The organism is Kribbella sp. CCNWLW201 (genome assembly GCF_037203805.1).
Taxonomy (GTDB): domain Bacteria; phylum Actinomycetota; class Actinomycetes; order Propionibacteriales; family Kribbellaceae; genus Kribbella.
Genome location: NZ_JBBCBQ010000008.1, coordinates 153,630 through 177,820, shown reverse-complemented (window position 1 = coordinate 177,820; position 24,191 = coordinate 153,630). Strand labels below are relative to the sequence as shown.

The following is a 24,191-nucleotide window of genomic DNA, read 5'->3' as shown; positions in this document are numbered from 1 at the left end:
CCCCACGCGCCGGTCACGCCGGGAGGGTGAGGTTCCTGCGGCGCAGCAACAGGACTGCCGTGGCTGCTAGCAGGCCACAGGCGAGGCACAGACCCAAGATCGGTCCGATGGTGGGATCAACGGCCGGTGCGTTGGGCACGTGCGTGAAGGGTGACAGGTCCAGTAGCCATGTCGGCAACCCCAGGGAGGGGCCGAACATCGGCCCGACGAAGATCGAACCAACCACGAATGCCCAGGACAGACCGACCGACCATCGCGGTAGCAACATGATCACGGTGACGACCGCGGCACCCAGGACACCGATGGCAGGAAGCTGGAGAAGTGCAGCGCCGATCAGGTCACGTAGCAGCGATCCGGTGCCGCCGAGCACCTGACCACCGGTGATGGCCATCGCCACGGCGAAGACCAGGAGCAGCAACACGGCCCCGATCAGCGCGTTGACGGCGTACGCCCCCAGCCAGCGAAGTCGCGAAACCGCGGTGCCGAGCACCGGCTCGAGCGTCCCCTGCGCCTCGTCGTGGTGCAGTCGAAGCAGGAGTGTGACCACGTAGATCGCCACGGCCATTCCGGCCATCTGCATCATCGAGGTCCAATACGCGCCGAGCAGGTCGACGTCACCGCCGAAGGTGGCGTACCACTCGGTCGCCTCCCCCTCGAGGCCGCCGATCTGGTCGCTCAGCCCCCCGAACACCAGGCCGAACCCGAGCAGGCCCATCACCCAGCCCAGCAGCGCTCCACGCTGTAGCCGCCAAACAAGGCCGGCCGAGCTCAGCAGGGCCGGGCTCGCGTGGGCGGCACCCCGGCGCTCGGGCCACATCCCCCGACCTACGTCGCGTTTGCCGACGAGGATGACAGCCAACGAGCAAAGCGAGGCCATGACCAGCACGGCGAGGCCCAACGGCCACCAGGAATTGTCCGCGAACGGCCGCATCTGCTGCCCCCAGCCGATTGGCGAGAGCCAGGCCGGCCAGGCGCTCGTGACCCGGAGCGCTGCGGAGTCGACCGTCCCGAGCATGTTGCCCAGAGCCGCAAGCATGAAGGAGACGCCGAGGCCCGCGCCGGCAAGACCGATCGCTCCGCGCGCGGTCGACGACAGCTGTGACGTCACGGCGGCGACGCCGGTGAAGGCGACGCCCGCCAAGGCAACCGACGCGCCGGCGACCAGAGACCCGGCCGCCGGCTGCCCAGCGACCACCATGCCGAGCCCGAGCAGGCCCGCCAGCACCACGTTCGCAGCAAGCGCAACGAGGACGGCCGCGGCCAGGGAGGCGTAGCGGCCGACCACGCCGGCGCCCAGCATCTCCTCACGCCCGAGCTCCTCGGACTGACGTGTGTGCCGGACAACTGCAAGCACGCTCATCATCGCCGCGAGCACGGCCAAGGTGAGAGCATCCCGGTGCAAGGTGTAACCCCCGACACTCGAGCCCGTCACCAGGCCCAGCACCCGCATGCCGGGATTCTCGACCACGATCCGGGTGTCCGGCTCCAGGAGTTGGGGGTGCTTCGCGTAGCTGTCCTCGAACATGGCCGTCGTCGCGGCCAGGAACCCAGCCATACCCAGGATCCACGCGGGCAGGGTGATCCGGTCACGCCGCAGCGCGAGGCGAACCAGCCGCATCGTGCCAGTGAAGCCGCTCATCGCGCCGTCACCACCTCGGCAGCATCCCGGGCAGCTACGCCGATGTCGTCGCCGTAGTGCCGCATGAACAGTTCCTCGAGCGTCGGCGGCGACGTGATCATCGACCGCACCTCGAGGTCGACCAGGTGCGCGAGCACGTGGTTCAGCTCGCCCGGGTCGACGCTGAGCTCTGCGTGGCGGTCGTGCACCCGAGCGTCGTGCACGCCGGGCCACAGCGCCACAGACTCCAACGGCTTGGCGGTGTCGACCACCACGGATGTGCGGGTGAGGTGACGCAGGTCGTCGAAGGTGCCGCTCTCGGCAGCCCGGCCCGCCCGGATGATTGTGACCCGGTCGCACAGCGCTTCCACCTCGGACAGGATGTGGCTGGAGAGCAGAACGCTCCGTCCGTCGGCACGCAACTCCTGGACCAAGTCCTGGAACACCGCCTCCATCAGCGGGTCGAGCCCAGAGGTGGGCTCGTCCAACAGGTAGAGCTCCACGTCGGACGAGAACGCCGCCACAAGTGCGACCTTCTGCCGGTTGCCCTTGGAGTAGGAGCGAATCTTCTTGGTCGGATCGAGCTGGAAGCGCTCGAGCAGTTCGTCGCGGCGAGACGAGTCCAGCCCGCCCCGCAAGTCGCCCAGCACATCGATCACCTCGCCGCCGGTGAGGTTGGGCCACAGGTTCACCTCACCAGGGACGTAGGCAAGACGTCGGTGCAACCCCACCGAGTCGCGCCAAGGGTCACCACCGAGGAGGGTGACGTGCCCGTCGTCGGCGCGCAGCAACCCGAGCAGAACGCGGATGGTGGTCGTCTTCCCGGCACCATTCGGCCCAAGGAATCCGTGCACCTCTCCTGTCTCGACCTGCAGGTCGAGACGGTCGAGGGCCCGGGTCCTGGGACCGAAGTCCTTCACCAGTCCGGAGACCGCTATGGCAGTCGTCATTGAGACCACTCCCTCCGGGTCTTGGTTCCATGTGGAACAGACCCCTCAGCACCACCACATCGCGGCTGTACAAGGACGAGCAGGGCCGAAGGTCCACCGAGAACCTGCCCAACGTCCCGATTGCCATCCAGGTCGTGCGCCGCCACATTCGCCCTGATCAACTGGGCAGGTGTGCACTGACTTGGCCCGACTCGGGCTTGCCGCTTGAGAGACCACACCTGGTATTGGCGCCATCAACATCTCGGTGGCTCGGACCGGCGTACGCCGTCGAGAGCTCCACGCAGTCCTCCCAGTGATCCACCTGCACGGGAATTGCACACGTCACGACGATCTCCCATTTCGGCAATCTCACTCGCGGGGACGGCGGACGATCACCCGTGCAGTTCCTCGGCGGTCGTGCCGGCTGGGCAATATCAATCTCCGTCCTCCATTCCTATCCTTCACCTATGGCGACGTTCGAGGGGACCATCGTGGTGAACGACGGCGGGGGTGCCTGGGTTGAGGTGCCGGGGGAGGTGGTCGCGGCGCTTGGTGGGGGTGGGCGGATTCCGGTGCAGGCTACCTTTGACGGGGTGGCGTATCGCGGGTCGATCGCGTCGATGGGCGGGTGTATGGCGCTGGGGTTGCTGAAGAGCATCCGGGGTCAGCTGGGTAAGGGTGATGGGGATTCGGTCACTGTGACGGTTGAGCGGGACGCGGCTGAGCGGACGGTGGAGGTGCCGGCAGATTTCGCTGCGGCGCTCGAGGAGGCTGGGCTGCGGAAGGCGTTCGACGCGCTGAGTTACAGCCACCGGCGCGAGCACGTGAACGCGATCAACGACGCCAAGAAGCCGGAGACCCGGGCCCGCCGGATCACGAAGGCTCTGGAGATGCTTGCTTGAGTGAGGCCAGCTCGGTGCGGTTGGCGACACCTAGCTTGGCGTAGACGTGGGCGAGATGTGTCTTCACCGTGCCGCGGCTCATGTACAGCCGCTCACCGATCTCCGGATTGCTCAGCCCCTCCACGGCCAGCGCGACGACCTCTCTCTCGGTCGGCGTCAAGCTGGCCCACCCGGACGACGGCCGTCCCCGTGCTCCTCGGGTACGGCGTACATACGCGACGGCCTCGTCGAGCGTCAGCGGAGTCTCATCCGTACTCGGCAACGTCGGTAGGTCAGGTGGAGCGGCGTAAACCATCTCTGAACGCGCGGCGTAAGCCGCGGTCGCTAGGCGGGCCGCATCCGCGGTGCGGTTGGTGCGATTCGCCAACAGGGCAAGGGATTCCAGGCTGTCGACGAGGTATGTTCGCAGCCCGTGATCGACCCTGATGGTCAGCGCCTCGTGCAGAAGATCTGCCGCCCGGTCCGGCTGCTCGGTGATCAGCGACCGACCTTGCTGATCGAGCGCGTCGGCGACGATCCTCGGCAGGTTGTAGTGCCGCGCAAGCTCCACCGCCCGTTCCAGGGTCTCGGCGGCCTCGGCCTCGTGCCCACCTGCGCGGAGCGCGGCCGCAACTGTAGGCAGCAGCATCGCAGGGGCGAAGGTACGGGCGAGTGGACTGTCGGGTGCTGTGTCTCGTGCCATCCACTCGACGGCAGCGTCGTACTCGCCACTCCAGTACGAGATGACGCCCATCGCCTGGCCGAGGTTCGGCACCACGGCACCAGCTGTTTCGGCGAGCTCGAGCAGCGGGGCCATCAGCTCACGTGCCTCAGCGAGCCGGCCGGTCCGCACGAGCAACGCCGCCAGTTGGGCACGCGCCGCTCCGACCCGGTGGAAGTCGGCCAGCGGTTCGGCTGCCGCAAGCGCCTGCTCGGCGACCTCGACGGCCCTGTGCAAGTCTCCTGTCGACGCCAGGCTCTCGGACCAGACCGTGAGCACGGTCGACGCGATTCCCCGTTCGCCGCTGGAGATCAGTCCCTCGGTGACCAGCTCGAGCAGCGGTCGAAGTTCGTCGTGCCGATCCCACAGCGCCAGCAGGACGCACTGTAAGGCGATATTGGCTTCGCGGGCCGGCTCGTTCCCGATCCCCTCGGCCAGCCGCCGGCCTTCCGCAGCCAGCTCCCAGGCTTCCCCGAAGTCGGTGAAGAACTTGCCAACAGCAACCAGCGCGAGGAAGAGCGAACGCAGCCGGTCGTCGCCGAGCTCGGTGGCGAGCTCCAGTCCGCGGCCGGCCGCGTCGTACCCGAACGGATCGACGGTGTCGGCGACGGTTGCGTAGCCGTACAGCAAACGGGCCTGGAGCAACGTTCGGTCGTCCGGCGCGGACTCGATCGCTCGCCGCAGGTAGCCGATCCCCTCGAACCCGGTCGCCCGGAGATTCCACAGCCACCGCAGCGCGGCCGCCAACCGCCGGCCGCGCCCGGGGTCCGTCGCCACACCGTAGTCGAGCGCCGCCCGGTAGTTCTCCCGGTCCGGCTCGATCACGGCTCGCCACTTGTCCCGATCCCTGTCCAGCAAGGGCTCTGCCGCTTCCGCCGCGGTGAGGAAGTAGTCGAGGTGAAGGTCCTGCACCCGGTCACCAGAGTCGGCCAACCGCAGACCGGCGTACTCGCGAATCGTCTCGAGCAGCCGATACCGCCCACCCTCGGCGACAATCAGCGATTTGTCGACAAGCCGCGCAAGAACCTCCAGTACGGCGGACGTGCCGCAGACCGACTGTGCTGCGTCGAGGGTGAAACCGCCGGCGAAGACTGCGAGCCGGCGGAAGACCTGACGCTCGTCCGCGTCGAGGAGGTCGTGACTCCAGTCGATCGATGCGGCGAGGGTCTGTTGTCGCGCGGCCACTCCTCTGGTGTTCCGGGTGAGCAGGCCGAAGCGATCGTCCAGGCCGGCTTCGATCTGTTCGGGCGTCAACATGCGTACCCAGGCCGCCGCCAACTCGAGAGCCAGCGGCATCCCGTCGAGGCGGACGCAGATCGACCTGATCGCCTGCTCGGACTCAGGAAACTCCGATCCGGCCCGCTCGGTGAAGAGCGTCATCGCCTCATCCGGTGCCAGCGACGGCACCCGCCAGACCTCCTCGCCCGGAACGTCCAACGGCTCCCGGCTCGTCGCCAGGACCGAGACCTCCGGACACGACGTCTGCAGAGCAAGCACGAACTCCGCGACGCCGTCGATCACCTGCTCGCAGTTGTCCAGGCAGAGCACCGTTCGCTTGGCCCTCAATTGCCCGATCAGCAGCCGAGTGCTGTCACCCGACTCGACCAGGACGCCGACCGACGCCGCGATCGCCTCGGGAATCTGCGCACTCTCGGTGACGGCGGCGAGTTCGACCCACCAGACACCGTCGGGCCAGCGCTCCGCCAGTTGGGCCGCGACGTGCGCGGCCAATCGGGTCTTCCCGCTTCCGCCCGGACCGGTCAGCGTCACCAACCGATTTCCGGATAGTTTGGTTCTGAGCGCCGCCAACTGGGTCTGGCGGCCGACAAAGCTGGTGAACATCACCGGCAGGTTGTTCGGCACGGTGTTCAGTGAACGGAGGTCCGCGCCAGGGGTTGTAGCTGAAGTCAGCTCGAAGATGCGTTCGGGGGACCCTAGGTCGCGCAGCCGGTGTACGCCGAGGTCGGTCACCTCTTCCGGCGGCACCGGCACTGATGCCGTCAGCAACGTTTGGCCCGGGTTCGCGATCTCCAGTAGTTGTTCGGCATGCCGTACCGCGGAGCCTGTCGCATTGCCTGCGTGTACGGCGATCCGCACCAGCTCCCCCGCCGGTGCGTCGGCCACGGCCGCCCGCAAGACCCGCGCCGCCGCGATCGCCTCGACCGGATCATCGAACACCACGACCGGCCCGGTGACATCACGCCGTACCAGCATCTCTCCCGGCAGCGTGCCGGCCAGATCCGCCAGCCGGACATGCGCGGGAGCGCTCGCGGCCCCGGCGTACGACGCCACCAGCACGGTCACCCCACTCATGAACCGCAGTCTGCCAGCCCGGCTGTGTCGGGTCGCCGTTGTCGACAGTATTCGCTAAGGTCCGGACATAGTGCGGGGGCCGAGGAAGTGAGGAGCCCATGGCAGAAATCACGACCAGTGAACATGGCAGATTCGCGTTGCCCACAAAGAACCTGCCCGGACCGCAGGTTCGCGACCTACCCGAACCACCCACCCAGACCTGGAAGATCATCGGTCCAGGCATGGTCGGCGCCGGTGTCGGCCTGGCCTCGGGCGAGTTCATCCTCTGGCCTTATATCGCCAGTCAGGTCGGCCTGGTGTTCCTCTGGGGCGCCCTGATCGGCGTGATCATCCAGTGGTTCCTGAACATGGAGATCGAGCGGTACACGCTGGCAACTGGTGAGACAGCGTTGACCGGCTTCAACCGCTACTGGAAGCACTGGGGCCTGTTCTTCGCGATCATGACGTACTTCGCGAACATGTGGCCCGGCTGGGCGACCAGTTCGGCGTCGATGCTCACCTATCTGTTCGGAGCCGGTGATCCACGCTGGATCGCGATCGGCATCCTGGCCGCGATCGGCCTGATCCTGACCTTCGCTCCGGTCGTCTACGTGATGCTCGAGCGGCTGATCTTCGTCAAGATCGCCGCCGTCGCGCTGCTCGTCGTACTGGCGCTGGCGTTCGCCATTCGGGGCAAGACGTACAGCGCGCTCGGCGACGCGGTCACAAACCCGCAGTTCCCGGCCGACAAGCTCGGGTTCGCGCTGATCATGGGTGCGATCGCGTACGCCGGTGCCGGTGGCGGGCAGAACCTGGTGCAGAGCAACTGGATCCGGGACAAGGGATTCGGGATGGGTGTGCACGTGCCGCGGCTGACCTCGCCGATCACCGGTGAGAAAGAGGCGGACCCGACTGCGAACGGCTACGTCTTCACCATCGACGAACCGAACATGGCCCGCTGGCGGCGTTGGTGGAAGTTCGCCAACCTCGAGCAGGCGCTGACCTTCGTGGCGATCACCATCGTCACCATTGTGTTCACCTCGATGCTGGCGCACGCGACCCTGTTCGGGGACTCGGCAGTCAAGAACAACATCAGCTTCCTGAAGATCGAGGGCACCACCCTGCAGAACGTGGTCGGCGGCTGGTTCGGCTACCTGTTCTGGGCGATCGGCGCGTTCTCGCTGTTCGCGGCCGCGGCCGGCATCGTCGACTACACCTCCCGGCTGACCGCGGACATGATCAAGGCGCGGTACCTGCGCGAGTCGAAGCTGAGCGAGTCCAAGCTGTACTTCTATCTGGTCTGGGGACTCGTTGCCTTCGGCATCCTGGTGCTGCTGGCCGGCCTGACCCAGCCGCTGGTCCTGCTGGTGATCTCCGCCTGCACCGCGGGCACGATGATGTTCTTCTACTCCGGCCTGCTCTGGTGGATGAACTCGCACGCCCTGCCGAAGTCGATCCGCATCAGCCCGCTCCGCGCGGCGATCATGCTGTTCTCCTTCCTGGCGTTCGGCTTCCTCGCCGTCTTCACCGTCATCGACCAGGTCAAGAAGAACTTCTGACCCACACCGGCCGCCGGCAATCTGAGGGGATATCCCCTGAAGTTGCCGGTTCTCCGGCCGGATTTCGACGGAAGAAGGGGCCATTTGAGGGGTTACCTCCTCAAATGGCCCCTTCGGCGCGAGTACGGCGGTCTGCGGGGTCGGGCCGCCGTACGGCGAGGTCAGCGGCGTGGGCCGTAGGGGCCGGGGGCGCCGTTGACGGTGGTGAAGAGGGAGTAGATCGAGGTGGTGGCGGTGAGGAAGAGGCGGTTGCGCTTCGGGCCGCCCCAGGTGAGGTTGGAGACGGTCTCGGGGACGAGGAGCTTGCCGAGCAGCGTGCCGTCCGGGTGGTAGACGTGGACACCGTCGGCGGCTGACGCCCAGATCCGGCCCTCGCTGTCGAGCCGGATACCGTCGAAGATCCCGTTGCCGCACTCGGCGAACAGTTCGCCCCCGGTCAGCTTGTCGCCGTCGACCCCGAAGACCCGGATCGTCCCCTTTTCGGAATCGGTGATGTAGAGCAACGATTCGTCCACCGAGAAGGCCAGCCCGTTCGGCCGGTCGAAGTCGTCGGCGACCCGGGTCAGCACCCCATCCGGCGAGACCCGGTAGACGTGGCAACCACCCGTCTCGATCTCACCCTTGTACCCCTCGTAGTCGGTGTCGATCCCGTACGCCGGGTCGGTGAACCAGACCGAGCCGTCGCGCTTGACCACCACGTCGTTCGGGCTGTTCAGCCGCTTCCCGTCGTACTCGGAGGCAAGCACGGTGACGGCACCGTGGTGCTCGGTCCGGGTGACCCGGCGGTTTCCGTGCTCACAGCTGACGAGTCGGCCCTCGGTGTCGAGCGTGTGCCCGTTCGTGTTCCCGGCCGGGTGCCGGAAGATCGAGACCTGGTACGACGTTTCGTCCCAGCGCAGGATGCGGTCGTTCGGGATGTCACTCCAGAGCAGATACCGGCCGGCCGGTGAGTACACCGGTCCCTCCACCCACCGTCCACCGGTCCACAGCCGCTCCAGCAGCCGATCTCCACGGATCCCGGCGAACCGGTCGTCCAGCTTCTCCCAGACAGCCGGCGCCGTACCGGCCAGCGGCTCGAGAATGCCCGTCATCGTCGCTCCTCATGACTCGCCTGCAGGTCCGTCCGGGAAGCCTATTCCTTCCCGCACCGGGGTGCTGCCGAGAGACCGGCGAATGGACCTCTCGGTACGGAACGATGTGCGTGGCGCCCGGACGGGGACTCGACGAGCCGGCGCCGCCCGAGAAGTCGACCCACTGCGATGTGGAGAAATCCCCTTGAAGCTGGACACCGTTCGCGAGGACAAGGCCATCCTCAACCTGACCCGCAGGCTGACCGAGTCCTTCGCCGACCTCCATAGCCCCGACGACATCGAGGCCGCCGTACAGACGGCCCACCAGAAGTTCGCCGATCGTCCGGTCCGCGACTACGTGCCGATCCTGGTCGAGCGCATCGTCCGCGAGGAACTGGCACCCGACCCCGATCCGACTGAACCGCCGTCCGAGCGGATGGCGAAGTGGACCAGAGCCGCCTCGGTCCAAACCACAGCCGAAGACCCCGCGCCCACCGACGCCTCGGCGGCCGGTGACACCTCGGCGGCCGGTGACGACGGCGGTGCGGCCGGCGACGGTACGCCGCCTGCCGCTGGGTTCGACTGGTCGCGGCGGCGGATGGCGCTGCCGGCGGCCGTCGCCGGTGTGCTCGTCGTCGCCACCATCGCCACCGTCGTGATCGTCCGGAACGGCAACGACGTACAGGCCCAGACGACGCCTGGCCTCACCACGATCTCCGGCGTGATCGGCTCCGAGAAGCGCGCCTTCTTCGACGATCCCGACGTCCAGGCCGCACTGGCCAAGCACGGCCTCGCGGTGAAGGTCGACACAGCCGGCTCCCGCCAGATCGCCACCTCGGTCGACCTGAAGAACTACGAATTCGCGTTCCCGTCCAGCACGGTCGCGGCGGAGCGGATCCAGCAGCCGAGCGGCAACCGGCCCGGCGTCACCGGCAAGACGTACGCCGTCTTCTCGTCGCCGATGGCGATCGCGACCTTCCAGCCGATCGTCAACCTGCTCTCGGCGAAGGGCATCGCGAAACAGGTCGACGGCATCTGGACGTTCGATATCCGCAAGTACGTCGACATCGCCCGGGCCCAGTTGCGCTGGGACGACATCCGCGGCAACACGACGTACCCGGTGGGCAAGCGCATCCTGGTCACCACGACCGATCCGCGGACCTCCAACTCGGCGGCGATGTTCCTGTCGATCGCCAGCTATGTGGCCAACAACTACACGGTGGTGCAGGGCGCCGAGGCGGAGCAGAAGGTGCTGCCGTTCGTCACGCCGATGTTCGTCAACCAGGGGTACACCGACAACTCGAGCGAAGGACCCTTCGACGACTATCTGTCGCTCGGCATGGGCAAGACGCCGATGGTGTGCATCTACGAGGCGCAGTTCGTGGACGCCGCCGTACAGAAGAAGCTCAAGCCCGGCATGGTGCTGATGTATCCGTCGCCGACCGTGCAGTCCAAGCACACGCTGCTGTCGCTCACCCCCGAGGGCGAGAACCTCGGCCAGTTGCTGACCACCGATCCGGAGCTTCAGCAGCTCGCGGCTGAGCACGGGTTCCGCACGGCCGACGCGGACCAGTTCGACAAGGTCGTCAGCCGGCAGAACGTGCCGGTGGCCAGAGAGGTCCTCGACGTCGTCGACACGCCCACCTACGACACCCTCGAACACCTCCTCGACGCCGTCTCCAAGTCTTATCGCTGATCAAACTCCGTTCGCGGTCAGCAACCACGACCAGACCGAGGTGGTCGCGGTGATGAAGAGGCGGTTGCCTTTGGGGCCGCCGAAGCACAGGTTGGACACGATGTCGGGCAGCAGGAGCTTGCCGATCAGAGTGCCGTCCGGGTCGAATCAGTGGACGCCTTCGTGTGTCGCCGCCCAGACCCGGCCGGCGCTGTCCAGCCTGATGCCGTCGAACATCCCGGCCTCGCAAGGTGCGAACACCTCGCCGCCGAGCAGCTTGTCGCCGTCCACGTCGAAGCGGCGGATGTGCTTCGCCGGGGTGTCCACGACGTACAGCTGAGACCTCCAGGCCACCCTCCGCGCACTGCATCAGGTCGTCGTACTCGAGTCCTTCTTCGAGCGACCGCCCGCCGTACGGGCGTAGAGCGGGATCAGCACCGCGCCGACGACCACATGCATCAGCAGCAGGGACACCTTCGCGTCCGTGGCGATCTCGCCTGAATTGAAGGGCATCACGAGCGACAGCAGCAGTACGACGGACGCCGTGATCACCCACACCCGGCGAGCCCGCTCGGTGAATCGCTCGAGCAGCGCCAGGAACGCCCAGCCGACCAGGCCGGCGCCGAGCGCCATGAAGACCACCATGCCCGGGCCGACGACTGTCGTCGTACCGGATCTGGTCACCTCGAAGTCGACGCCCAGCAGTGGATCGGCGACCAGCCAGACGAGAAGCGCGCCGACCGCGGCCAATCCGGCGGCGACCGCTCGGGAGGTACGACGGGTGCGGACGGGGGCGACTGCTGTTGCGGACATCGGGAGCCTCATTCTCTGGAGATCATCAATAATGGAGAATCTCCATTAATCTTGCAACCAGATGCTGGAGGAAGTCAACTATCGAGATCCTTGGGTAAACTCACCCCATGGCTTCGGAACGGGATCAACTGGCCGGGCTCGCCCAGGAGGTGATGGACGTCTCGCTGTGGATGGCGCGGCACTACAACCAGCGCTTCGCCGCCGACCTCGGCCTGACCGACACCCTGGCCCGGTCCCTGCTGCAACTGGACCCCGACCACCCGGTGCCGACCCGCGCGCTCGCCTCGATGCTCGGCTGCGACCCGTCCAACGTGACGCCGTTCGTCGACCGGCTGGAGAAGGCCGGCCTGGTCGAGCGTCAGGTCGACCCGCACGACCGGCGGGTGAAGACGCTGGTGGTGACGACGGAGGGCCGGGCCATGCTCGAGCGGATGAACGACATCCGCGGTACCGACTCGCCGCCCCTGCAGGCGCTCACCCCGTCCGAGCGCGACACGCTGGAGAAACTGCTCGGCAAGGCGTGGACCGCGGCCAAGGCGTACGAGGCCGAGCAGTGCGCCAGGATCCAGGGGAAGGCGATCGAAGACAAGCCGATCCGGGGCAAGGTGTGACAAACGCCCTGTCTCCCCAAGGGGCGGCTTGACCCTAGACTCGGGCTGGCCGAAGGGAGTCGCTGTGTCCGACAGCAAGCAGATCACCAAGGTGCTGGTCGCCAACCGGGGCGAGATCGCCGTCCGGGTCGTCCGCGCCGCCGCCGACGCGGGGCTGAGCAGTGTCGCCGTGTACGCCGAGCAGGATCGTGACGCCCTGTTCGTCCGGCTCGCCGACGAGGCGTACTCGCTGGACGGCGCCACACCGGCCGACTCCTACCTGAACATCGCCAAGATCCTCGACGTCGCGGCCCGCTCGGGTGCGGACGCCGTACACCCGGGGTACGGCTTCCTGGCCGAGAACGCCGAGTTCGCCCAGGCCGTGATCGACGCCGGGCTGATCTGGATCGGCCCGCCGCCGTCGGCGATCGACTCCCTCGGTGACAAGGTCAAGGCGCGGCACATCGCCGACAAGGTGGGCGCCCCGCAGGTCCCCGGCACGCCGGACCCGGTCGCGGACGCTTCCGATGTGGTTGCGTTCGCCGAGCAGTACGGCCTGCCGATCGCGATCAAGGCGGCGTACGGCGGTGGCGGCCGCGGCATGAAGGTCGCCCGCACACTGGAGGAAGTGCCGGAGCTGTTCGAGTCGGCGACCCGTGAAGCGGTGAGCGCCTTCGGGCGGGGCGAGTGCTTCGTCGAGCGCTACCTGGACAAGCCGCGACACGTCGAGACCCAGTGCCTGGCCGATGCCCACGGCAACGTCGTGGTCGTCTCCACCCGGGACTGCTCGCTGCAGCGCCGCTACCAGAAGCTGGTCGAGGAGGCGCCCGCTCCGTTCCTCTCCGATGAGCAAATGGAGACGTTGTACTCGGCGTCCAAGGCGATCCTGCGTGAGGCCGGGTACGTCGGTGCCGGCACCTGCGAGTTCCTGGTCGGACAGGACGGGCTGATCTCGTTCCTCGAGGTGAACACCCGGCTGCAGGTCGAGCACCCGGTCTCGGAAGAGGTCACCGGTCTGGACTTGGTCCGGGAGATGTTCCGGATCGCCAACGGCGAGGAGCTCGGGTACGACGATCCGGTCGTGTCGGGCCACTCGATCGAGTTCCGGATCAACGCCGAGGACGCCGGCCGTGGATTCCTGCCTGCACCGGGCACGCTGACCCGCTGGCACGCGCCCTCCGGTCCAGGTGTCCGGCTCGACGGCGGCTACGACCAGGGCGAGACGGTGCCGGGTGCGTTCGACTCGCTGGTCGCGAAGCTGATCGTGACCGGCCGCGACCGGACCCAGGCGCTCGAGCGGTCCCGCCGGGCGCTGCGCGAGTTCGTCGTCGAGGGGATGCCGACGGTCATCCCGTTCCACGCCGCCGTCGTGTCGGACCCGGCCTTCGTCGGCGACGACGGCTTCAAGGTCCACACCCGCTGGATCGAAACCGAGTACGACAACCAGATCCCGCCGTACGACGGACCGGGAGTTGAGCCCGCCGAATCCGTTGAACGCGAGAAGGTGACCGTCGAGGTCGGCGGGAAACGGCTCGAGGTCGTCCTGCCGGCCGGTCTCGGCTCGTCGACGGTCGCGGCCGGAGGTGCGGCCGGCGGCAAGAAGAAGCCGACGCGGCGGGCTGGCGGCTCCGGCAAGGGTTCGGCGGCGTCGGGCGACTCGCTGACGTCACCGATGCAGGGCACCATCGTCAAGATCGCCGTCGAAGAAGGCGCAACCGTTGCCGAAGGCGACCTGATCGTCGTCCTCGAGGCGATGAAGATGGAACAACCCCTCAACGCCCACAAGTCCGGCACCATCACCGCCCTCACCGCCGAAGTAGGCACCACCGTCACCGCCGGCGCCATCCTCTGCGAAATCAAAGACTGACAACCACACCGCTCCGCGGCGGCAGTCCTTCTGGCCGCCTCCGGCGGCGTGCGCCGATCTGAATGCGCGCCACCGTGATACGCGCACGGACTGACAACTTCGGCGGCGGGGTTCAGCTGCCGCGGCGGGTACTGCGGCCGCCTGCACAGGGCGGCCGGTGCCTGCTCATCTCAGGGGTTAACCCCTCAGCTGGTGGGTTGCCCCCTCGCATACAGGTAGGCAAACCCACCATCTGAGGGGTTAACCCCTCGACTCGGGGGTTGCCCCCGGCTCGCGTGTCGCCAGGTCGGCGGGGCCATCGCGTGTGGGTCGGGCAACCCGAGCTCAAGGGTTGCCCGCTCGGGTTGGGGGTTGCCCACTCGCATGCGGGCAGGTGAACCCACCGGCTCAGGGGGCAACCCCAGAGATGGGGGACTCGGTGAGGCGGGATTCGAGGCCGGTGAGGATGGTTTGGAGGCCGAAGGTGAAGGTGCTGTCGGGGGCGGCGGCGTACTGTTCGGCGGCGGTGGTGTCCAGGCGTTTGCGGAGGTTGGGGAAGTCCATCGCGACAGCCTTGGCCTGCTCGACCGTGTCCTGGAGGGCCTTGTCGGCGTCGCGGCCGGAGCGGCTCAGCCGTCGGGTCAGCGAGACGTGCGCGGCTGATCCGAGGGCGCTGCCGGCGACGTAAATGAACACGGTCGCGGCAGCCCGGTCCGCGTCGGCCGGGGAGAATCCCGCCTGCTCGTAGAGTTCCAGGCTGCGGTCGTCGTACCGCGACTTGCCTGGCCCGTACATCAGATAGCTCCCCAGCGCCTGGCCGAACCACGGGTGCCGCGTCAGCATCTCGTGCAACCCGGTGGCCATCGCGGTCGCGGCTTCTCGCCAGTCGGCGCCCTCGAGATCCGGCAATTCGATCTCACCCCAGATCGCGTCCCCCGCGAGCCGCACCAGCTCGTCCTTGGTCTTGATATGCCAGTAGATCGCGGTCGCCGCAGACTCGAGTCTGTTGCCCAGGGCCCGCATATTCAGCCCGTCCAGCCCCTCCTCATCCAGCAGCGCGATGGCGGCAGTGACGATCTGATCCGCAGTCAACGTGTCCCTCGGCATACCCGGCAGCTTAGTTGAACTTAGTTCAGCGCAGCCAGATTTCACATCGCCAGTCACCACATGTGGTGATCCCCGGTCACAACGTCGCGCCGTACGTTCTGAACATCCCGAGGCACCCGCCACGGACCAGCAGGAACAAGGAGCCGGACATGACCATCACGCCAACCACCCTGACCCGGGCCGCCGGCGCCTCTGCCGTCGCCGCGGGACTGATCTTCATCGGCGTCCAGATCGGCCACCCGCACGTGGACGTCGCCTCCATCACCACGACCGAAGTCGTACTGCGGAACACGCTGAAGATCCTGATGGTCGCGCTGGCGTTGGCAGGCTTCACCGGCATGTACCTGAGTCAGGTCCGCCGGAACGGGCTCCTTGGACTCGTCGGCTACCTGGTCCTCACGCTGGGCTACCTCGTCATCATGTTCACCACCTTCGTCTCCGCCTACGTCCTGCCGTCGATCGCCGAGACGAGCCCCGGCTACGTGAACGACGTCATCGCCGCTTTCACCGGCGGCTCCGCAACCGGTGACATCGGGGCGCTGCAGACCGCCCAGCAGGTGCAGGGCTTCGGCTACCTTGCCGGCGGCCTCGTCTTCGGTATCGCGCTGTACCGGGCACGCGTGTTGGCCCGCTGGGCGACCGTGCTCCTCGCCGTCGGTGGTGTCGTCTCCGCCGCGCTCGCCCTGATGCCGGACGCCTTCTACCGGCTCCTGGCCTACCCGAACGGCATCGCGATGATCGGCCTCGGGTACTCGCTGTGGCGCACGGCCCGCACGACGCAGCCGACCGCGGTTCGCGCCCCGCACGCCACCACGGCGGTTGCGGAATGACCGAGTACGCCGCCGCTCGGACCCGTCCGGCGTCACGGCGCCGGCCGGGTCCCCGGAACGCCGGTACGCCGACGCACCCGGAGCCCACGGGATCGAACTGGCGGGTTCCCGCCGCACTACTAGGGCTCACCATCTTCCCGCTCGTCGCTGGATCGCTCCGGCTGCTCGAGCTCGCGGGAGGTCCACAGGTGTTGCCCACCAACCCGCGCATCGACGCGTCGCCAGTCCCCCTCGTCCTGCACGTCGTCGGCGCCGCGGTGTACGCGATCGTCGGATCATTCCAGTTCTCCGCTCGGATACGCCGCAAGCACCGCACCTGGCACCGCCGAGCCGGCCGCGTCCTCGTCGGAGCCGGTCTGGTCGTCGCAGGCTCCGGGCTCTGGATGACCTTGTTCTACCCCGGTGCGCCCGGTGGCGACCTGCTGTGGACCGTGCGGCTGATCGCCGGATCCGCGGTCGCGACCAGCATCATCCTCGGATTCACCGCCATCCGGCGCCGAGACATCGCTGCCCACCGCGCTTGGATGATCCGCGCCTACGCCCTCGCCGTGGCCGCAGGCACCCAGGTCTTCACCCAAGGCATCGGCGAGGGCCTCTTCGGAACCACCGACCTCAGCACCGGCCTATCCGTCAGCTCCGGCTGGATCATCAACGCCGCCATCGCCGAATGGATCATCCGCCGCCCCACATCCCGCCGAGCCCGAGCCTGACGCGACGTGGCGGTACGTCTGGCGCAACTACGCCCGCAGCACCGGCGGAGACCGCTGGCGCGAACTCCCCCGTCCTCGGGTTGAACTATGTTCAGGAAACCTCTTGCACATAGTTCAAGTCCCGTCGTAGGCTCCTCCTGAACTTAGTTCAAGTCATCAGGAAGGGTGAGGGATATGGCGGAGCTGGCGGAGTTCGTGGCGGCGCAGGCGGAGGAGTTCGGGATTCCCGGGGTCGCGGTCGGGGTGCTCGTCGGTGGGGAGGAGAAGTTCGCGTCGTACGGCGTGACGAGTGCCGACAACCCGCAGCCGGTCGACGAGCGGACGCTGTTCCACGTCGCGTCGGTGAGCAAGACGTTCACGGCCACTGCGTTGATGCGGCTGGTGTCGGAGGGCAAGGTCGAGCTGACGGCGCCGGTACGTCGGTATGTCCCGGAGCTCGAACTGAAGGACGGGGACGTCGCCGAGCGGATCACCGTGCTGAATCTGCTCAACCACACCGCCGGATTCGACTGGAACCTGATTGATGTCGAGGACGACTCGCTGGCCGGGTTCGTCGCCGGGCTGGCCGAATTGCCGTTGATCGCTCCGCCCGGTGCGCGGGCGTCGTACAGTCAAGCTGGCTACAACCTGGCTGGGCGGATCGTCGAGAACGTCACCGGTCTCCCGTTCGAGACAGCCATCGCCGCGCTGTTGCTGGAGCCGCTCGAGCTGTCGAACACGGTCTACGACCTGGACGACGTGATCGTCCGGAAGTTCGTCGTCGGGCACAACCGCGACGAGGACGGGACGTTGCGGCCGGCGGTGCCGTGGAAGGCGAACCGAGCCGGTGAGCGTGGCAACAACCCGGGTGGCGGGGTCGTCTCGACGACGAGCGATTTGTTGCGCTGGGCAAAGTTCCACCTCGGCACCGGCGACGGTCTGATGCCGGCCGAGGTGCTGCACGGAATGCGGGACGAGACCGTCGGGCTGCGAGCCAGCACCCTCGGGGACGGGTTCGGCATCTGCTGGTTCCGGCGCGAGGTCGACGGTGTCCGGACGATCGGGCACGGCGGCTCGGGCAACGGGCAGTTCGCCGAGCTGCTCGTCGTACCGGAACGTGACTTCGCCATCGTCTCGCTCACCAACGCCGGACCGGACGGGTACTCCTTCAACCAGGCGGTCGTTCGCTGGGCGCTCGAGCACTACCTCGGCCTGGTCGAGCGCGACCCCGAGCCGATCCCGTACGACGAGCAGCGCGCACGCGAGGTGGCCGGCCGGTACGAGATCGACGCGATGAACCTGGACGTCACCACCGACGGCTCCCGGCTCACCCTCGCCGTCGGCATCAAGCCGGAGCTCCGCGCCGCCTCGAACGTCGAGATGCCGCCGGACTACCCCGCCGCCGAGATCGGCTTCCTGCCCGCCGAGGACGAGTACATAGTCATCGAAGGCGGCCTCACCGGCCAACGCGGCTACTTCAGCCGAAACCCCAACGGCACCATCACCGGCATAGACCTAGCCGGCCGCCTCTTCACCCGAACCCCCAACTGACCACTTTGTGCACCGTTTGCTCACCCACCCCCGGCGTGTCGTGGTCAACCGGTGCACAAAGATGCCCTCGTGGAACGTTCGGTCGCAGAGTCCTGGGCAACGATCACCGATTGGCTGGCGGAACACCTGCCGGGTGAGTACGAGCGGCTTCAGCCACCCGCACCTTGGAGCAGTATCTCGGCCGTGCGCGCCGGCATGGGTCGCAGGCTGCCCAGCGACCTGCTCGCCTGGCTCAACCTCAACAACGGCATCAAGCCCCGTGGCGGCTTCGGCAATATCCTGCCGGTCTTCTACACCCCGATGATGTGCGAGGAGATGCTCGGTCGACGGGAGATGCTGCGCGGGATCTGCGCCGACTCGGCACGACCGGGCGAGCAGCAACCGGCGGGCACACGCACCTTCGAATGGCTGGACGGGTTCCTCCCGATCGGGGACGCCGGGACCGATGTCGAACTGTTCGTCGACCTTCGCGACGGAGACCTGTACGGCTGCGTCGGCCAGTACGACGCCCCGGCAGGTGGCTTCAGTACGCCGCGCTGGATGAGCATCACCGAGATGCTCGCCGACGTCGCCGACGCCCTGATCCTGGACCAGCCCGCTCTCCAGGACTACGCGCGCAGAAACCACGCGGCCGACCCGTGGTCTCCAGCGCCCCGCGCCTGGCACCCCTACCTCGACGACGGCCGCCTCCGCTGGAACCTGGTCGAGCTGGATGAGCAGGGTATGACAGGCAGCGGGTAGGGCAGAACACGCGCCGAGGGCAGTCTGCTCGCGTATCGCGTGGACGCGTGATCCGGTGCGCGCGCCGCCGGAGGCGGCCGACAGAACAGCCACGCCGGAGGCGTGTCCTTTCCGGGCGGGTTTCTCGGCGGGATTAACAGACAGTTCTCAGGTTGAGGATGTAGGTTCCGTGCAGGCATTCGTGAGGAGGGTTCTGCATGTCCAAGAAGACCCATCAGCAGCAGCTGGCGGCGCGGAAGGCTCAACGGCAGGCCGAGCGGGCCGCGGAGCGGCGACGGCAGCGGCGGAACCTGTCGATCACGATCACGGCAATCGCCGCGGTGGTCGTGGTCGTGGTGGGGGTCTTCGTGGTGCTCGGCAACGGTGACGACACGCCGGCGAACGAACTGCCGGCGTCGGCCGGTCCGGACAACAAGCCGAAGAGCATCCCGACCGCGCTCGCGGCGGCGCCGAAGCGGGAGACCCCGCTGCCGGCCGAGGTGGCGTGTACGTACAAGAAGGGCGCCGAGGCGGCCGCCAAGAAGGTGAACCCGCCGGCCGACGGCAAGACCAAGGCTTCGGGTACGCCGAAGGTCAGCCTGAACACCTCGATCGGCGATCTCCAGCTGACCCTGGACAGTTCGCTCGCACCGTGTGCGGTGAAGAGCTTCCTCAGCCTGGTCGGGCAGAAGTTCTACGACAACACGAAGTGTCACCGGCTGACGGTCGGCGAGGGCCTGCAGGTGCTGCAGTGCGGCGATCCGACCGGGAGCGGCAGCGGCGGGCCGGGGTACAGCTTCGCGGACGAGGTCTACCCGACGCTGAAGTACGGCCGTGGTGTGATCGCGATGGCGAACTCGGGGGCGAACACGAACGGTAGCCAGTTCTTCATCGTGTACGGCGACGCGTCCGGTCTCAGCCCGAACTTCACCGCGTTCGGCACCATCGACGAGCCCAGCCTGAAGCTGATCGACAAGGTCGCCGAGGCCGGCGTCACCCCCGTCAACGGCCCCACCGACGGCACTCCGCTGACTCCGGTCGAAATCAAGACAGCCACCGCAGCAGCCTGAACCGCGTTACGTCCGAAGAAGTGAGCGCTATAGGCCTCACTTCTTCGGACGCAAGAGCTTTCAGGCTAGGAGGTTGTACTTGGTGCGGGGCCAGGCTAGGAGGGCTTGGATTTGGGCTATTCCGGCTTGCTCCAGGAGCTGGACCGGGCCGTCGACGAAGTGGTAGAGGCCGGTGGCGGGGTCTCGGGCTTCGGTCCAGGCTCGGTCGGCGTAGGCCTGCATGGTCTGCTTGTAGCGGCGGTCGGGGGCGACCGAGTCGAGGATCAGCAGGTTCTTGAACCAGATCGAGTTGAACCGGGTCGGCTGCTTCCAGAGCCGGTCCTCGGCACCGTAGAAGGCGAGTGACGCGTTCGCCACCGACTTGGCGTCGTCCAGGTACTGCCGGTCACCCGTTGCCTTGTACAACAACACGCCGGCACCGAGCATCACGCCCTGGTTGTAGCTCCACTGCGTTTTCTCGATGGTGCCGGCCAGGTCGATGTGGTCCCAGTACAGCCCGTTCGGCGCGAGCATGCAGTCCTGGGTCCACTCGTACATCCGCTTCGCCCAGGTCAGGTACGACCGGTCGCGAGTGAGCAGGTACAAGTGCGCCCCGAGCTCCGCACCCGGTCCGTTCGACACCGTGTTGCGGTCCTGGCTCCACGGCGCCTGCGTCCAGTAGACCCCACCGGCACACGGGTGCGTCGGGTCGGTGTCCCAGCCGTACACGACCAGGTCGAAGATCTCGCGAGCCCGGGCCAGCGCCGCGCGGTCGCCGGTGCGCTTGTAGTGCTGGATCAGATGCAACCCGATCCACTCGTTGTCGTCGTAGAACTTGTCACCACCCTGACCGAGCGGCGGGCGCACGTACGAGTCGTACCCCTTCGGCGTCGTCTCCGCGTTCCAGTACGGTTCGTACGCCGCGATCCGGCGATCGGCCTCCTGCGACGCCTTCAGCCCGGCGCCCGGGATCCCGGCCAGATTCTCGGCCGCGATCGCCGCCTGCGAGTACGGCCAGACGTAGGCGTACGGGTTCGGGTGCGTGTTCGGGTACTCCTCGAGCAGGAGATCGTTCCCCGCGTCGAAGTACTTGTTCAGCGCCTCGTACGACGCTCTGGCACGGTCCGCTGGACTGGTCACGGCGTCAGCCGAGGTCAGGTGCAGAGACCCGAGTACGGCGACCGCCAGCACACCGGCCGCGATCCTGGTTGATATACCAATTTTCCTGCGCATCGACCTGCTCCTCCTGGGCGGTGGCGGTTGACATCGATGTCACGTTCTAACCGGCGCAGGGGAATCGCGTCAATGGCTCAGCGACCGCCGATCTGATCAGGGATAGTTGGTATATCAAGCGGACTGGGCACGAAGGCGATCCAGGACGAGCGCAGATGCAGCCGGCCGCGGAGCTGGTCGGCGGTCAGCACCCGCCGCCCCTTGGACCCGACTGCCTCCACCGTGAGCGCCCGGCCGCCGCTCGGCCCGACGCCGGTGCGCTTGAGCACTCGCAGGCTGCGGATCGACCCGACGTCGAACGCGGCCTGCATCTCGGGCGCCGTCCGCGTCACGGTCCAGGTGACATTCGGATTCCCGTTCCCCGGGTACGCGTCCCAGCCGTCCAGCTGCATCACCTGGTACGGCGTCGAGCCGGTCGCCGTCGCACCGCCGTTCGACGACGAGAACTCGGCGATGATCGGCTTGCCCTGGTACAGCCGGATCTGTCCGGCGGTCGCGGCGATCGCGGTGTTCGTGGACGTCTTCTCCGAGTCGTAGCCGCCGTACACCTGACAGGAGATGGTGTCGCACAAGTCGTACGCGCGCCGCGTCGCCCGGTTCCGATGGAAGACCGAGTAGGTGCGTGCGGCAACGGCCTGAGCCTGGAGAGCCGCCGGACGCCAAGTGGACAGGGCTTCTCGCGGTACGACGCCACGCAGGTAGTGCTCCAACGACACGACGTTCACCGTGTCCAGGTGTGCTCCCGACACGTCGACGGCCCGGAGTGCACCGCGATAGCGTCGTACCGCTCCACTGGGCAGGATCAGGCCCGTCACCGCTGCGCCCTCGAACTGCGTCATGCCGGTGAAGGTCTTCCACAGCGTCCACTTCCGCGTCTTCGCGTCGTACGAGCTCACCTTGGTGCCGTGGTCGCCGTACGGGTCGATCGACCACTGGTTGCGAGTCGATGCCTTGGGCAACGTGTAGACCTTGCCGGCCTTCAGATCGCGGACCCTCAGGTGGTTGACCGTGCCGACGCGGATGCCGTCAGTCGTGTCCGCGGTGATCCGGACCCGGATGCCCCCGGTCGCCTTGCCGGTCGTCGTACCGGGGTAGTAGAAGTCGAGGATCTGATGCACCGACTTGCCGGCGATCGCCGCGCCCTGGGCGCCGTACTGCGACATTCCCCGGCCGTGACCGAACCCGCGGCCGCTGATGGTGGTGTCCGGCACGGCGGCCGGATCGATCTCCCGGGCCTCGGCCGTCGCGCTGATCACCGTGGACGCGAGGACGACGACCGCGATCGCACGCTTCTTCATGACGCACTCCGGAACTGGACGTAGACCTTGTTGCGGTGCTCGTTGTAGGTGAGCCAGCCGCGTTGGTACTTCTGCCGCAGGCCGCCCTTCACCTTGTACATATCGGTGATCGGCAGGCCGAGGCGCGACCGCTCCGCGCCCAGAGCGGCGTACTTGCGGTGGATCAGGCCGGCCACCGGACGGGTGCCGATCGACTTCGACCAGTAGAGCGCGCCGTTGCGGAACGGCTGCACCTTCACACCGGCCGAGCTGTTCCGATACTCACCAGTGGGCAGACCCAACAGAGTGTCCGGGCCGAGTTGGCGGTATCGCGCCCGGAATACGCCGACGGTCGAATGGGTGCCGGTGGCAACGGAATAGAAGACGTCGCGGGTGCCGAAGTACGTCGCCCAGCCCGTCTTCGTCCGGTGTTCACCCCAGAACGGCTGGCCCACGCTGCGGAAGCCGATGCGTTTGGCGAACCGGTAGATCGAAGTGGAGACGCTGCCGCCGATCAGTACGTTGACCCGTTGCTTCAGCCACCCGAGTCTGCTGTACAACTGGTTGCCCGGGCAGGCCGTCGCCTTGGTGTCGCGGTGCCCGGAGACGGTGTGCAGCCGACTGCCGTCGAGCACGATGGTGGCCAGCGGCGACCGGTAGTTCGCGTCCATCTTCCAGGCGATCACCCGGGCCGTCTTCTCCAGCATCGCCTGCGTCGGCGCGGTCTTCTCGAAGTTGCCGATCAGGGCGACGCCGAACGAGTTCGCGTTGAACGCTCCGGTGTGGGCGCCGAGCACGGGGAGTTGCGCACCGCCGTACCTGCCCTCGAAGGCGCGGCCGAAGCGGTCGACCAGGAAGTTGTAGCCGAGGTCGCACCAGCCGCGGCTCTTCACGTGGTACGCGTACATCGCGCGCACCATCGCCGGGACTTGCGTCCGGGTGTAGTCGTTGCGATCGGTGGTGTGGTGAACGAACGCGGCCTGCACGGTCGCCGTGTACTTCGGCCGCACACAAGCCTTGCCGTTGTGACTGCGCAGCCGTTCGTCGGCGCCCCATGCCTTACGGCTCACCAACGCCGGCATCGGGTACGGCGCTCTGGTCGCCTCAGGCTCGACGACCTGCACTGCTGGTTCATCGGCGTCCGTGGCCAGCACACCGGGCTGGATCAGGACCACTTTCGCGTCGTCAACCGTCGTACCGGCGGATGTCACCGCACTGGCCTGCACACCGGTCGCGTCGCCCACCCATAGGGGCTCAGTGCCGGATCGCTCGACACCCTCAGGGGTAGAGGGGCCGTGCTCGTCCTCGACCCGCAGTGACTCCCACTCGGTCCACTGATCGCCGTGCTTGACCCGCACCCTCGCCTGCACAGCCTGCACGCCAGTCGGCCAAGTGATGCCCACCATCGCGAAGGGCTGAGTCTCGGCGGCAACCGACGGACCGTCGAGTGCGAGTTCCTGGTACGACGCCTCGACCGGAGCCGGCTGTGGTGTCGTGGGAGGCACGGACTGGCGGTCCGGCAGGACCTGCGGAGCGGCGAGGGCGAGCCCCGTCACCGCGAGCGTCACGAGTCGGGAGGTCTTGCTCATGGCACTGCCTTCCGGCGGAGGTACAACGGTCGCTGGGCGGCGGTAATCGATTATGCGCGCTGGGTGACCGCTTTCCGGGGATTGTGGTCACCCTGCGTGGCGCCATCCGGGTTCCCAGGCGACATCTCCGGTTGAGCGATTGGATAGGCTCG

Annotated in this window: 19 protein-coding genes and 1 pseudogene; 10 read left to right on the top strand and 10 right to left on the bottom strand. The window is 67.4% G+C overall.

Going from position 1 to position 24,191, the window contains the following annotated elements; all coding sequences use genetic code 11:
* Positions 1-13: 13 nt before the first annotated feature.
* Together V9K99_RS29255 and V9K99_RS29250 are read right to left on the bottom strand one after the other, a co-directional pair.
* Positions 14-1,639 carry an ABC transporter permease gene (locus V9K99_RS29255; protein WP_337005034.1) on the bottom strand — a complete coding sequence of 542 codons (1,626 nt, stop codon included), beginning with the start codon at positions 1,637-1,639 and terminating at the stop codon, positions 14-16.
* Complete coding sequence (locus V9K99_RS29250) at positions 1,636-2,568, bottom strand: ABC transporter ATP-binding protein (protein WP_337005032.1); 933 nt, start codon at positions 2,566-2,568, stop codon at positions 1,636-1,638. The genes V9K99_RS29255 and V9K99_RS29250 overlap by 4 nt, the downstream gene beginning before the upstream one ends.
* Positions 2,569-3,014: 446 nt before the next feature.
* Between V9K99_RS29250 and V9K99_RS29245 the strand changes: the two genes are divergently transcribed.
* Positions 3,015-3,449: a YdeI/OmpD-associated family protein gene (locus tag V9K99_RS29245; RefSeq protein ID WP_337005030.1), complete on the top strand. Its 435-nt coding sequence runs from the start codon at positions 3,015-3,017 to the stop codon at positions 3,447-3,449.
* On the opposite strand, the gene V9K99_RS29240 is transcribed toward V9K99_RS29245, so the two are convergent.
* Positions 3,421-6,462, bottom strand: a complete 3,042-nt coding sequence (locus V9K99_RS29240; RefSeq protein ID WP_337005028.1) for a helix-turn-helix transcriptional regulator — start codon at positions 6,460-6,462, stop codon at positions 3,421-3,423. The two genes, V9K99_RS29245 and V9K99_RS29240, sit on opposite strands and share 29 nt — an antisense overlap.
* 98 nt (positions 6,463-6,560) lie before the next feature.
* Here V9K99_RS29240 and V9K99_RS29235 point away from each other — a divergent pair, with 98 nt between their 5' ends.
* The gene (locus tag V9K99_RS29235; protein WP_337005026.1) at positions 6,561-8,000 is read left to right on the top strand and encodes an Nramp family divalent metal transporter; all 1,440 of its coding nucleotides are present in this window, start codon (positions 6,561-6,563) and stop codon (positions 7,998-8,000) included.
* Positions 8,001-8,161: 161 nt separating this feature from the next.
* Here V9K99_RS29235 and V9K99_RS29230 read toward each other — a convergent pair whose 3' ends face one another.
* Entirely contained in the window at positions 8,162-9,091 is a 930-nt protein-coding gene (locus tag V9K99_RS29230) for an SMP-30/gluconolactonase/LRE family protein (RefSeq protein WP_337005024.1), read from the bottom strand.
* 184 nt (positions 9,092-9,275) lie between these two features.
* Between V9K99_RS29230 and V9K99_RS29225 the strand changes: the two genes are divergently transcribed.
* Entirely contained in the window at positions 9,276-10,766 is a 1,491-nt protein-coding gene (locus tag V9K99_RS29225; protein ID WP_337005022.1) for a three-helix bundle dimerization domain-containing protein, read from the top strand.
* Here the strand turns inward: V9K99_RS29225 and V9K99_RS29220 are convergent.
* Positions 10,767-11,099: pseudogene (locus V9K99_RS29220) on the bottom strand (SMP-30/gluconolactonase/LRE family protein).
* 15 nt (positions 11,100-11,114) lie between these two features.
* Positions 11,115-11,558 carry a DUF6069 family protein gene (locus V9K99_RS29215; protein ID WP_337005020.1) on the bottom strand — a complete coding sequence of 148 codons (444 nt, stop codon included), beginning with the start codon at positions 11,556-11,558 and terminating at the stop codon, positions 11,115-11,117.
* A 107-nt stretch (positions 11,559-11,665) separates the two neighbouring features.
* On the opposite strand from V9K99_RS29215, the gene V9K99_RS29210 reads away from it, so the two are divergent.
* Positions 11,666-12,169 carry a MarR family winged helix-turn-helix transcriptional regulator gene (locus tag V9K99_RS29210; RefSeq protein WP_337005018.1) on the top strand — a complete coding sequence of 168 codons (504 nt, stop codon included), beginning with the start codon at positions 11,666-11,668 and terminating at the stop codon, positions 12,167-12,169.
* A 64-nt stretch (positions 12,170-12,233) separates the two neighbouring features.
* A complete protein-coding gene (locus tag V9K99_RS29205; protein ID WP_337005016.1) occupies positions 12,234-14,015 on the top strand; it encodes an acetyl/propionyl/methylcrotonyl-CoA carboxylase subunit alpha in 1,782 nt (593 codons plus the stop codon).
* 387 nt (positions 14,016-14,402) lie between these two features.
* Here V9K99_RS29205 and V9K99_RS29200 read toward each other — a convergent pair whose 3' ends face one another.
* A complete protein-coding gene (locus tag V9K99_RS29200; RefSeq protein ID WP_337005014.1) occupies positions 14,403-15,101 on the bottom strand; it encodes a TetR/AcrR family transcriptional regulator C-terminal domain-containing protein in 699 nt (232 codons plus the stop codon).
* A gap of 149 nt (positions 15,102-15,250) precedes the next feature.
* Between V9K99_RS29200 and V9K99_RS29195 the strand changes: the two genes are divergently transcribed.
* From V9K99_RS29195 to V9K99_RS29175, 5 genes are all read left to right on the top strand, one after another.
* Positions 15,251-15,931 (top strand): hypothetical protein, encoded by a 681-nt coding sequence (locus tag V9K99_RS29195; protein WP_337005012.1) that lies wholly within the window; start codon positions 15,251-15,253, stop codon positions 15,929-15,931.
* Entirely contained in the window at positions 15,928-16,641 is a 714-nt protein-coding gene (locus V9K99_RS29190) for a DUF2306 domain-containing protein (RefSeq protein ID WP_337005011.1), read from the top strand. The genes V9K99_RS29195 and V9K99_RS29190 overlap by 4 nt, the downstream gene beginning before the upstream one ends.
* A gap of 174 nt (positions 16,642-16,815) precedes the next feature.
* Positions 16,816-18,171, top strand: a complete 1,356-nt coding sequence (locus V9K99_RS29185) for a serine hydrolase domain-containing protein (RefSeq protein WP_337005009.1) — start codon at positions 16,816-16,818, stop codon at positions 18,169-18,171.
* Positions 18,172-18,240: 69 nt separating this feature from the next.
* Positions 18,241-18,912: an SMI1/KNR4 family protein gene (locus V9K99_RS29180; RefSeq protein WP_337005007.1), complete on the top strand. Its 672-nt coding sequence runs from the start codon at positions 18,241-18,243 to the stop codon at positions 18,910-18,912.
* A 197-nt stretch (positions 18,913-19,109) separates the two neighbouring features.
* A complete protein-coding gene (locus V9K99_RS29175; protein ID WP_337005006.1) occupies positions 19,110-19,961 on the top strand; it encodes a peptidylprolyl isomerase in 852 nt (283 codons plus the stop codon).
* Between the two features lie 60 nt (positions 19,962-20,021).
* Here V9K99_RS29175 and V9K99_RS29170 read toward each other — a convergent pair whose 3' ends face one another.
* From V9K99_RS29170 to V9K99_RS29160, 3 genes are all read right to left on the bottom strand, one after another.
* On the bottom strand, positions 20,022-21,173 hold the full coding sequence (locus tag V9K99_RS29170; RefSeq protein WP_337005005.1) for a glycoside hydrolase family 76 protein: 1,152 nt from the start codon (positions 21,171-21,173) through the stop codon (positions 20,022-20,024).
* A gap of 77 nt (positions 21,174-21,250) precedes the next feature.
* The gene (locus V9K99_RS29165) at positions 21,251-22,471 is read right to left on the bottom strand and encodes a SpoIID/LytB domain-containing protein (RefSeq protein WP_337005003.1); all 1,221 of its coding nucleotides are present in this window, start codon (positions 22,469-22,471) and stop codon (positions 21,251-21,253) included.
* A complete protein-coding gene (locus V9K99_RS29160) occupies positions 22,468-24,039 on the bottom strand; it encodes an N-acetylmuramoyl-L-alanine amidase (RefSeq protein WP_337005001.1) in 1,572 nt (523 codons plus the stop codon). Before V9K99_RS29160 ends, V9K99_RS29165 begins: the two co-directional genes overlap by 4 nt.
* Between the last annotated feature and the right edge of the window lie 152 nt (positions 24,040-24,191).

What these genes read in the sequence shown, in the direction of transcription:
- V9K99_RS29240 (WP_337005028.1), bottom strand. Translation starts at nt 6,462, where the DNA reads ATGAGTGGGGTGACCGTGCTGGTGGCGTCGTACGCCGGGGCCGCGAGC.
- V9K99_RS29230 (WP_337005024.1), bottom strand. Translation starts at nt 9,091, where the DNA reads ATGACGGGCATTCTCGAGCCGCTGGCCGGTACGGCGCCGGCTGTCTGG.
- V9K99_RS29200 (WP_337005014.1), bottom strand. Translation starts at nt 15,101, where the DNA reads ATGCCGAGGGACACGTTGACTGCGGATCAGATCGTCACTGCCGCCATC.
- V9K99_RS29175 (WP_337005006.1), top strand. Translation starts at nt 19,110, where the DNA reads ATGTCCAAGAAGACCCATCAGCAGCAGCTGGCGGCGCGGAAGGCTCAA.
- V9K99_RS29215 (WP_337005020.1), bottom strand. Translation starts at nt 11,558, where the DNA reads ATGTCCGCAACAGCAGTCGCCCCCGTCCGCACCCGTCGTACCTCCCGA.
- V9K99_RS29160 (WP_337005001.1), bottom strand. Translation starts at nt 24,039, where the DNA reads ATGAGCAAGACCTCCCGACTCGTGACGCTCGCGGTGACGGGGCTCGCC.
- V9K99_RS29170 (WP_337005005.1), bottom strand. Translation starts at nt 21,173, where the DNA reads ATGCGCAGGAAAATTGGTATATCAACCAGGATCGCGGCCGGTGTGCTG.
- V9K99_RS29195 (WP_337005012.1), top strand. Translation starts at nt 15,251, where the DNA reads ATGACCATCACGCCAACCACCCTGACCCGGGCCGCCGGCGCCTCTGCC.
- V9K99_RS29165 (WP_337005003.1), bottom strand. Translation starts at nt 22,471, where the DNA reads ATGAAGAAGCGTGCGATCGCGGTCGTCGTCCTCGCGTCCACGGTGATC.
- V9K99_RS29235 (WP_337005026.1), top strand. Translation starts at nt 6,561, where the DNA reads ATGGCAGAAATCACGACCAGTGAACATGGCAGATTCGCGTTGCCCACA.
- V9K99_RS29250 (WP_337005032.1), bottom strand. Translation starts at nt 2,568, where the DNA reads ATGACGACTGCCATAGCGGTCTCCGGACTGGTGAAGGACTTCGGTCCC.
- V9K99_RS29210 (WP_337005018.1), top strand. Translation starts at nt 11,666, where the DNA reads ATGGCTTCGGAACGGGATCAACTGGCCGGGCTCGCCCAGGAGGTGATG.
- V9K99_RS29185 (WP_337005009.1), top strand. Translation starts at nt 16,816, where the DNA reads ATGGCGGAGCTGGCGGAGTTCGTGGCGGCGCAGGCGGAGGAGTTCGGG.
- V9K99_RS29245 (WP_337005030.1), top strand. Translation starts at nt 3,015, where the DNA reads ATGGCGACGTTCGAGGGGACCATCGTGGTGAACGACGGCGGGGGTGCC.
- V9K99_RS29255 (WP_337005034.1), bottom strand. Translation starts at nt 1,639, where the DNA reads ATGAGCGGCTTCACTGGCACGATGCGGCTGGTTCGCCTCGCGCTGCGG.
- V9K99_RS29190 (WP_337005011.1), top strand. Translation starts at nt 15,928, where the DNA reads ATGACCGAGTACGCCGCCGCTCGGACCCGTCCGGCGTCACGGCGCCGG.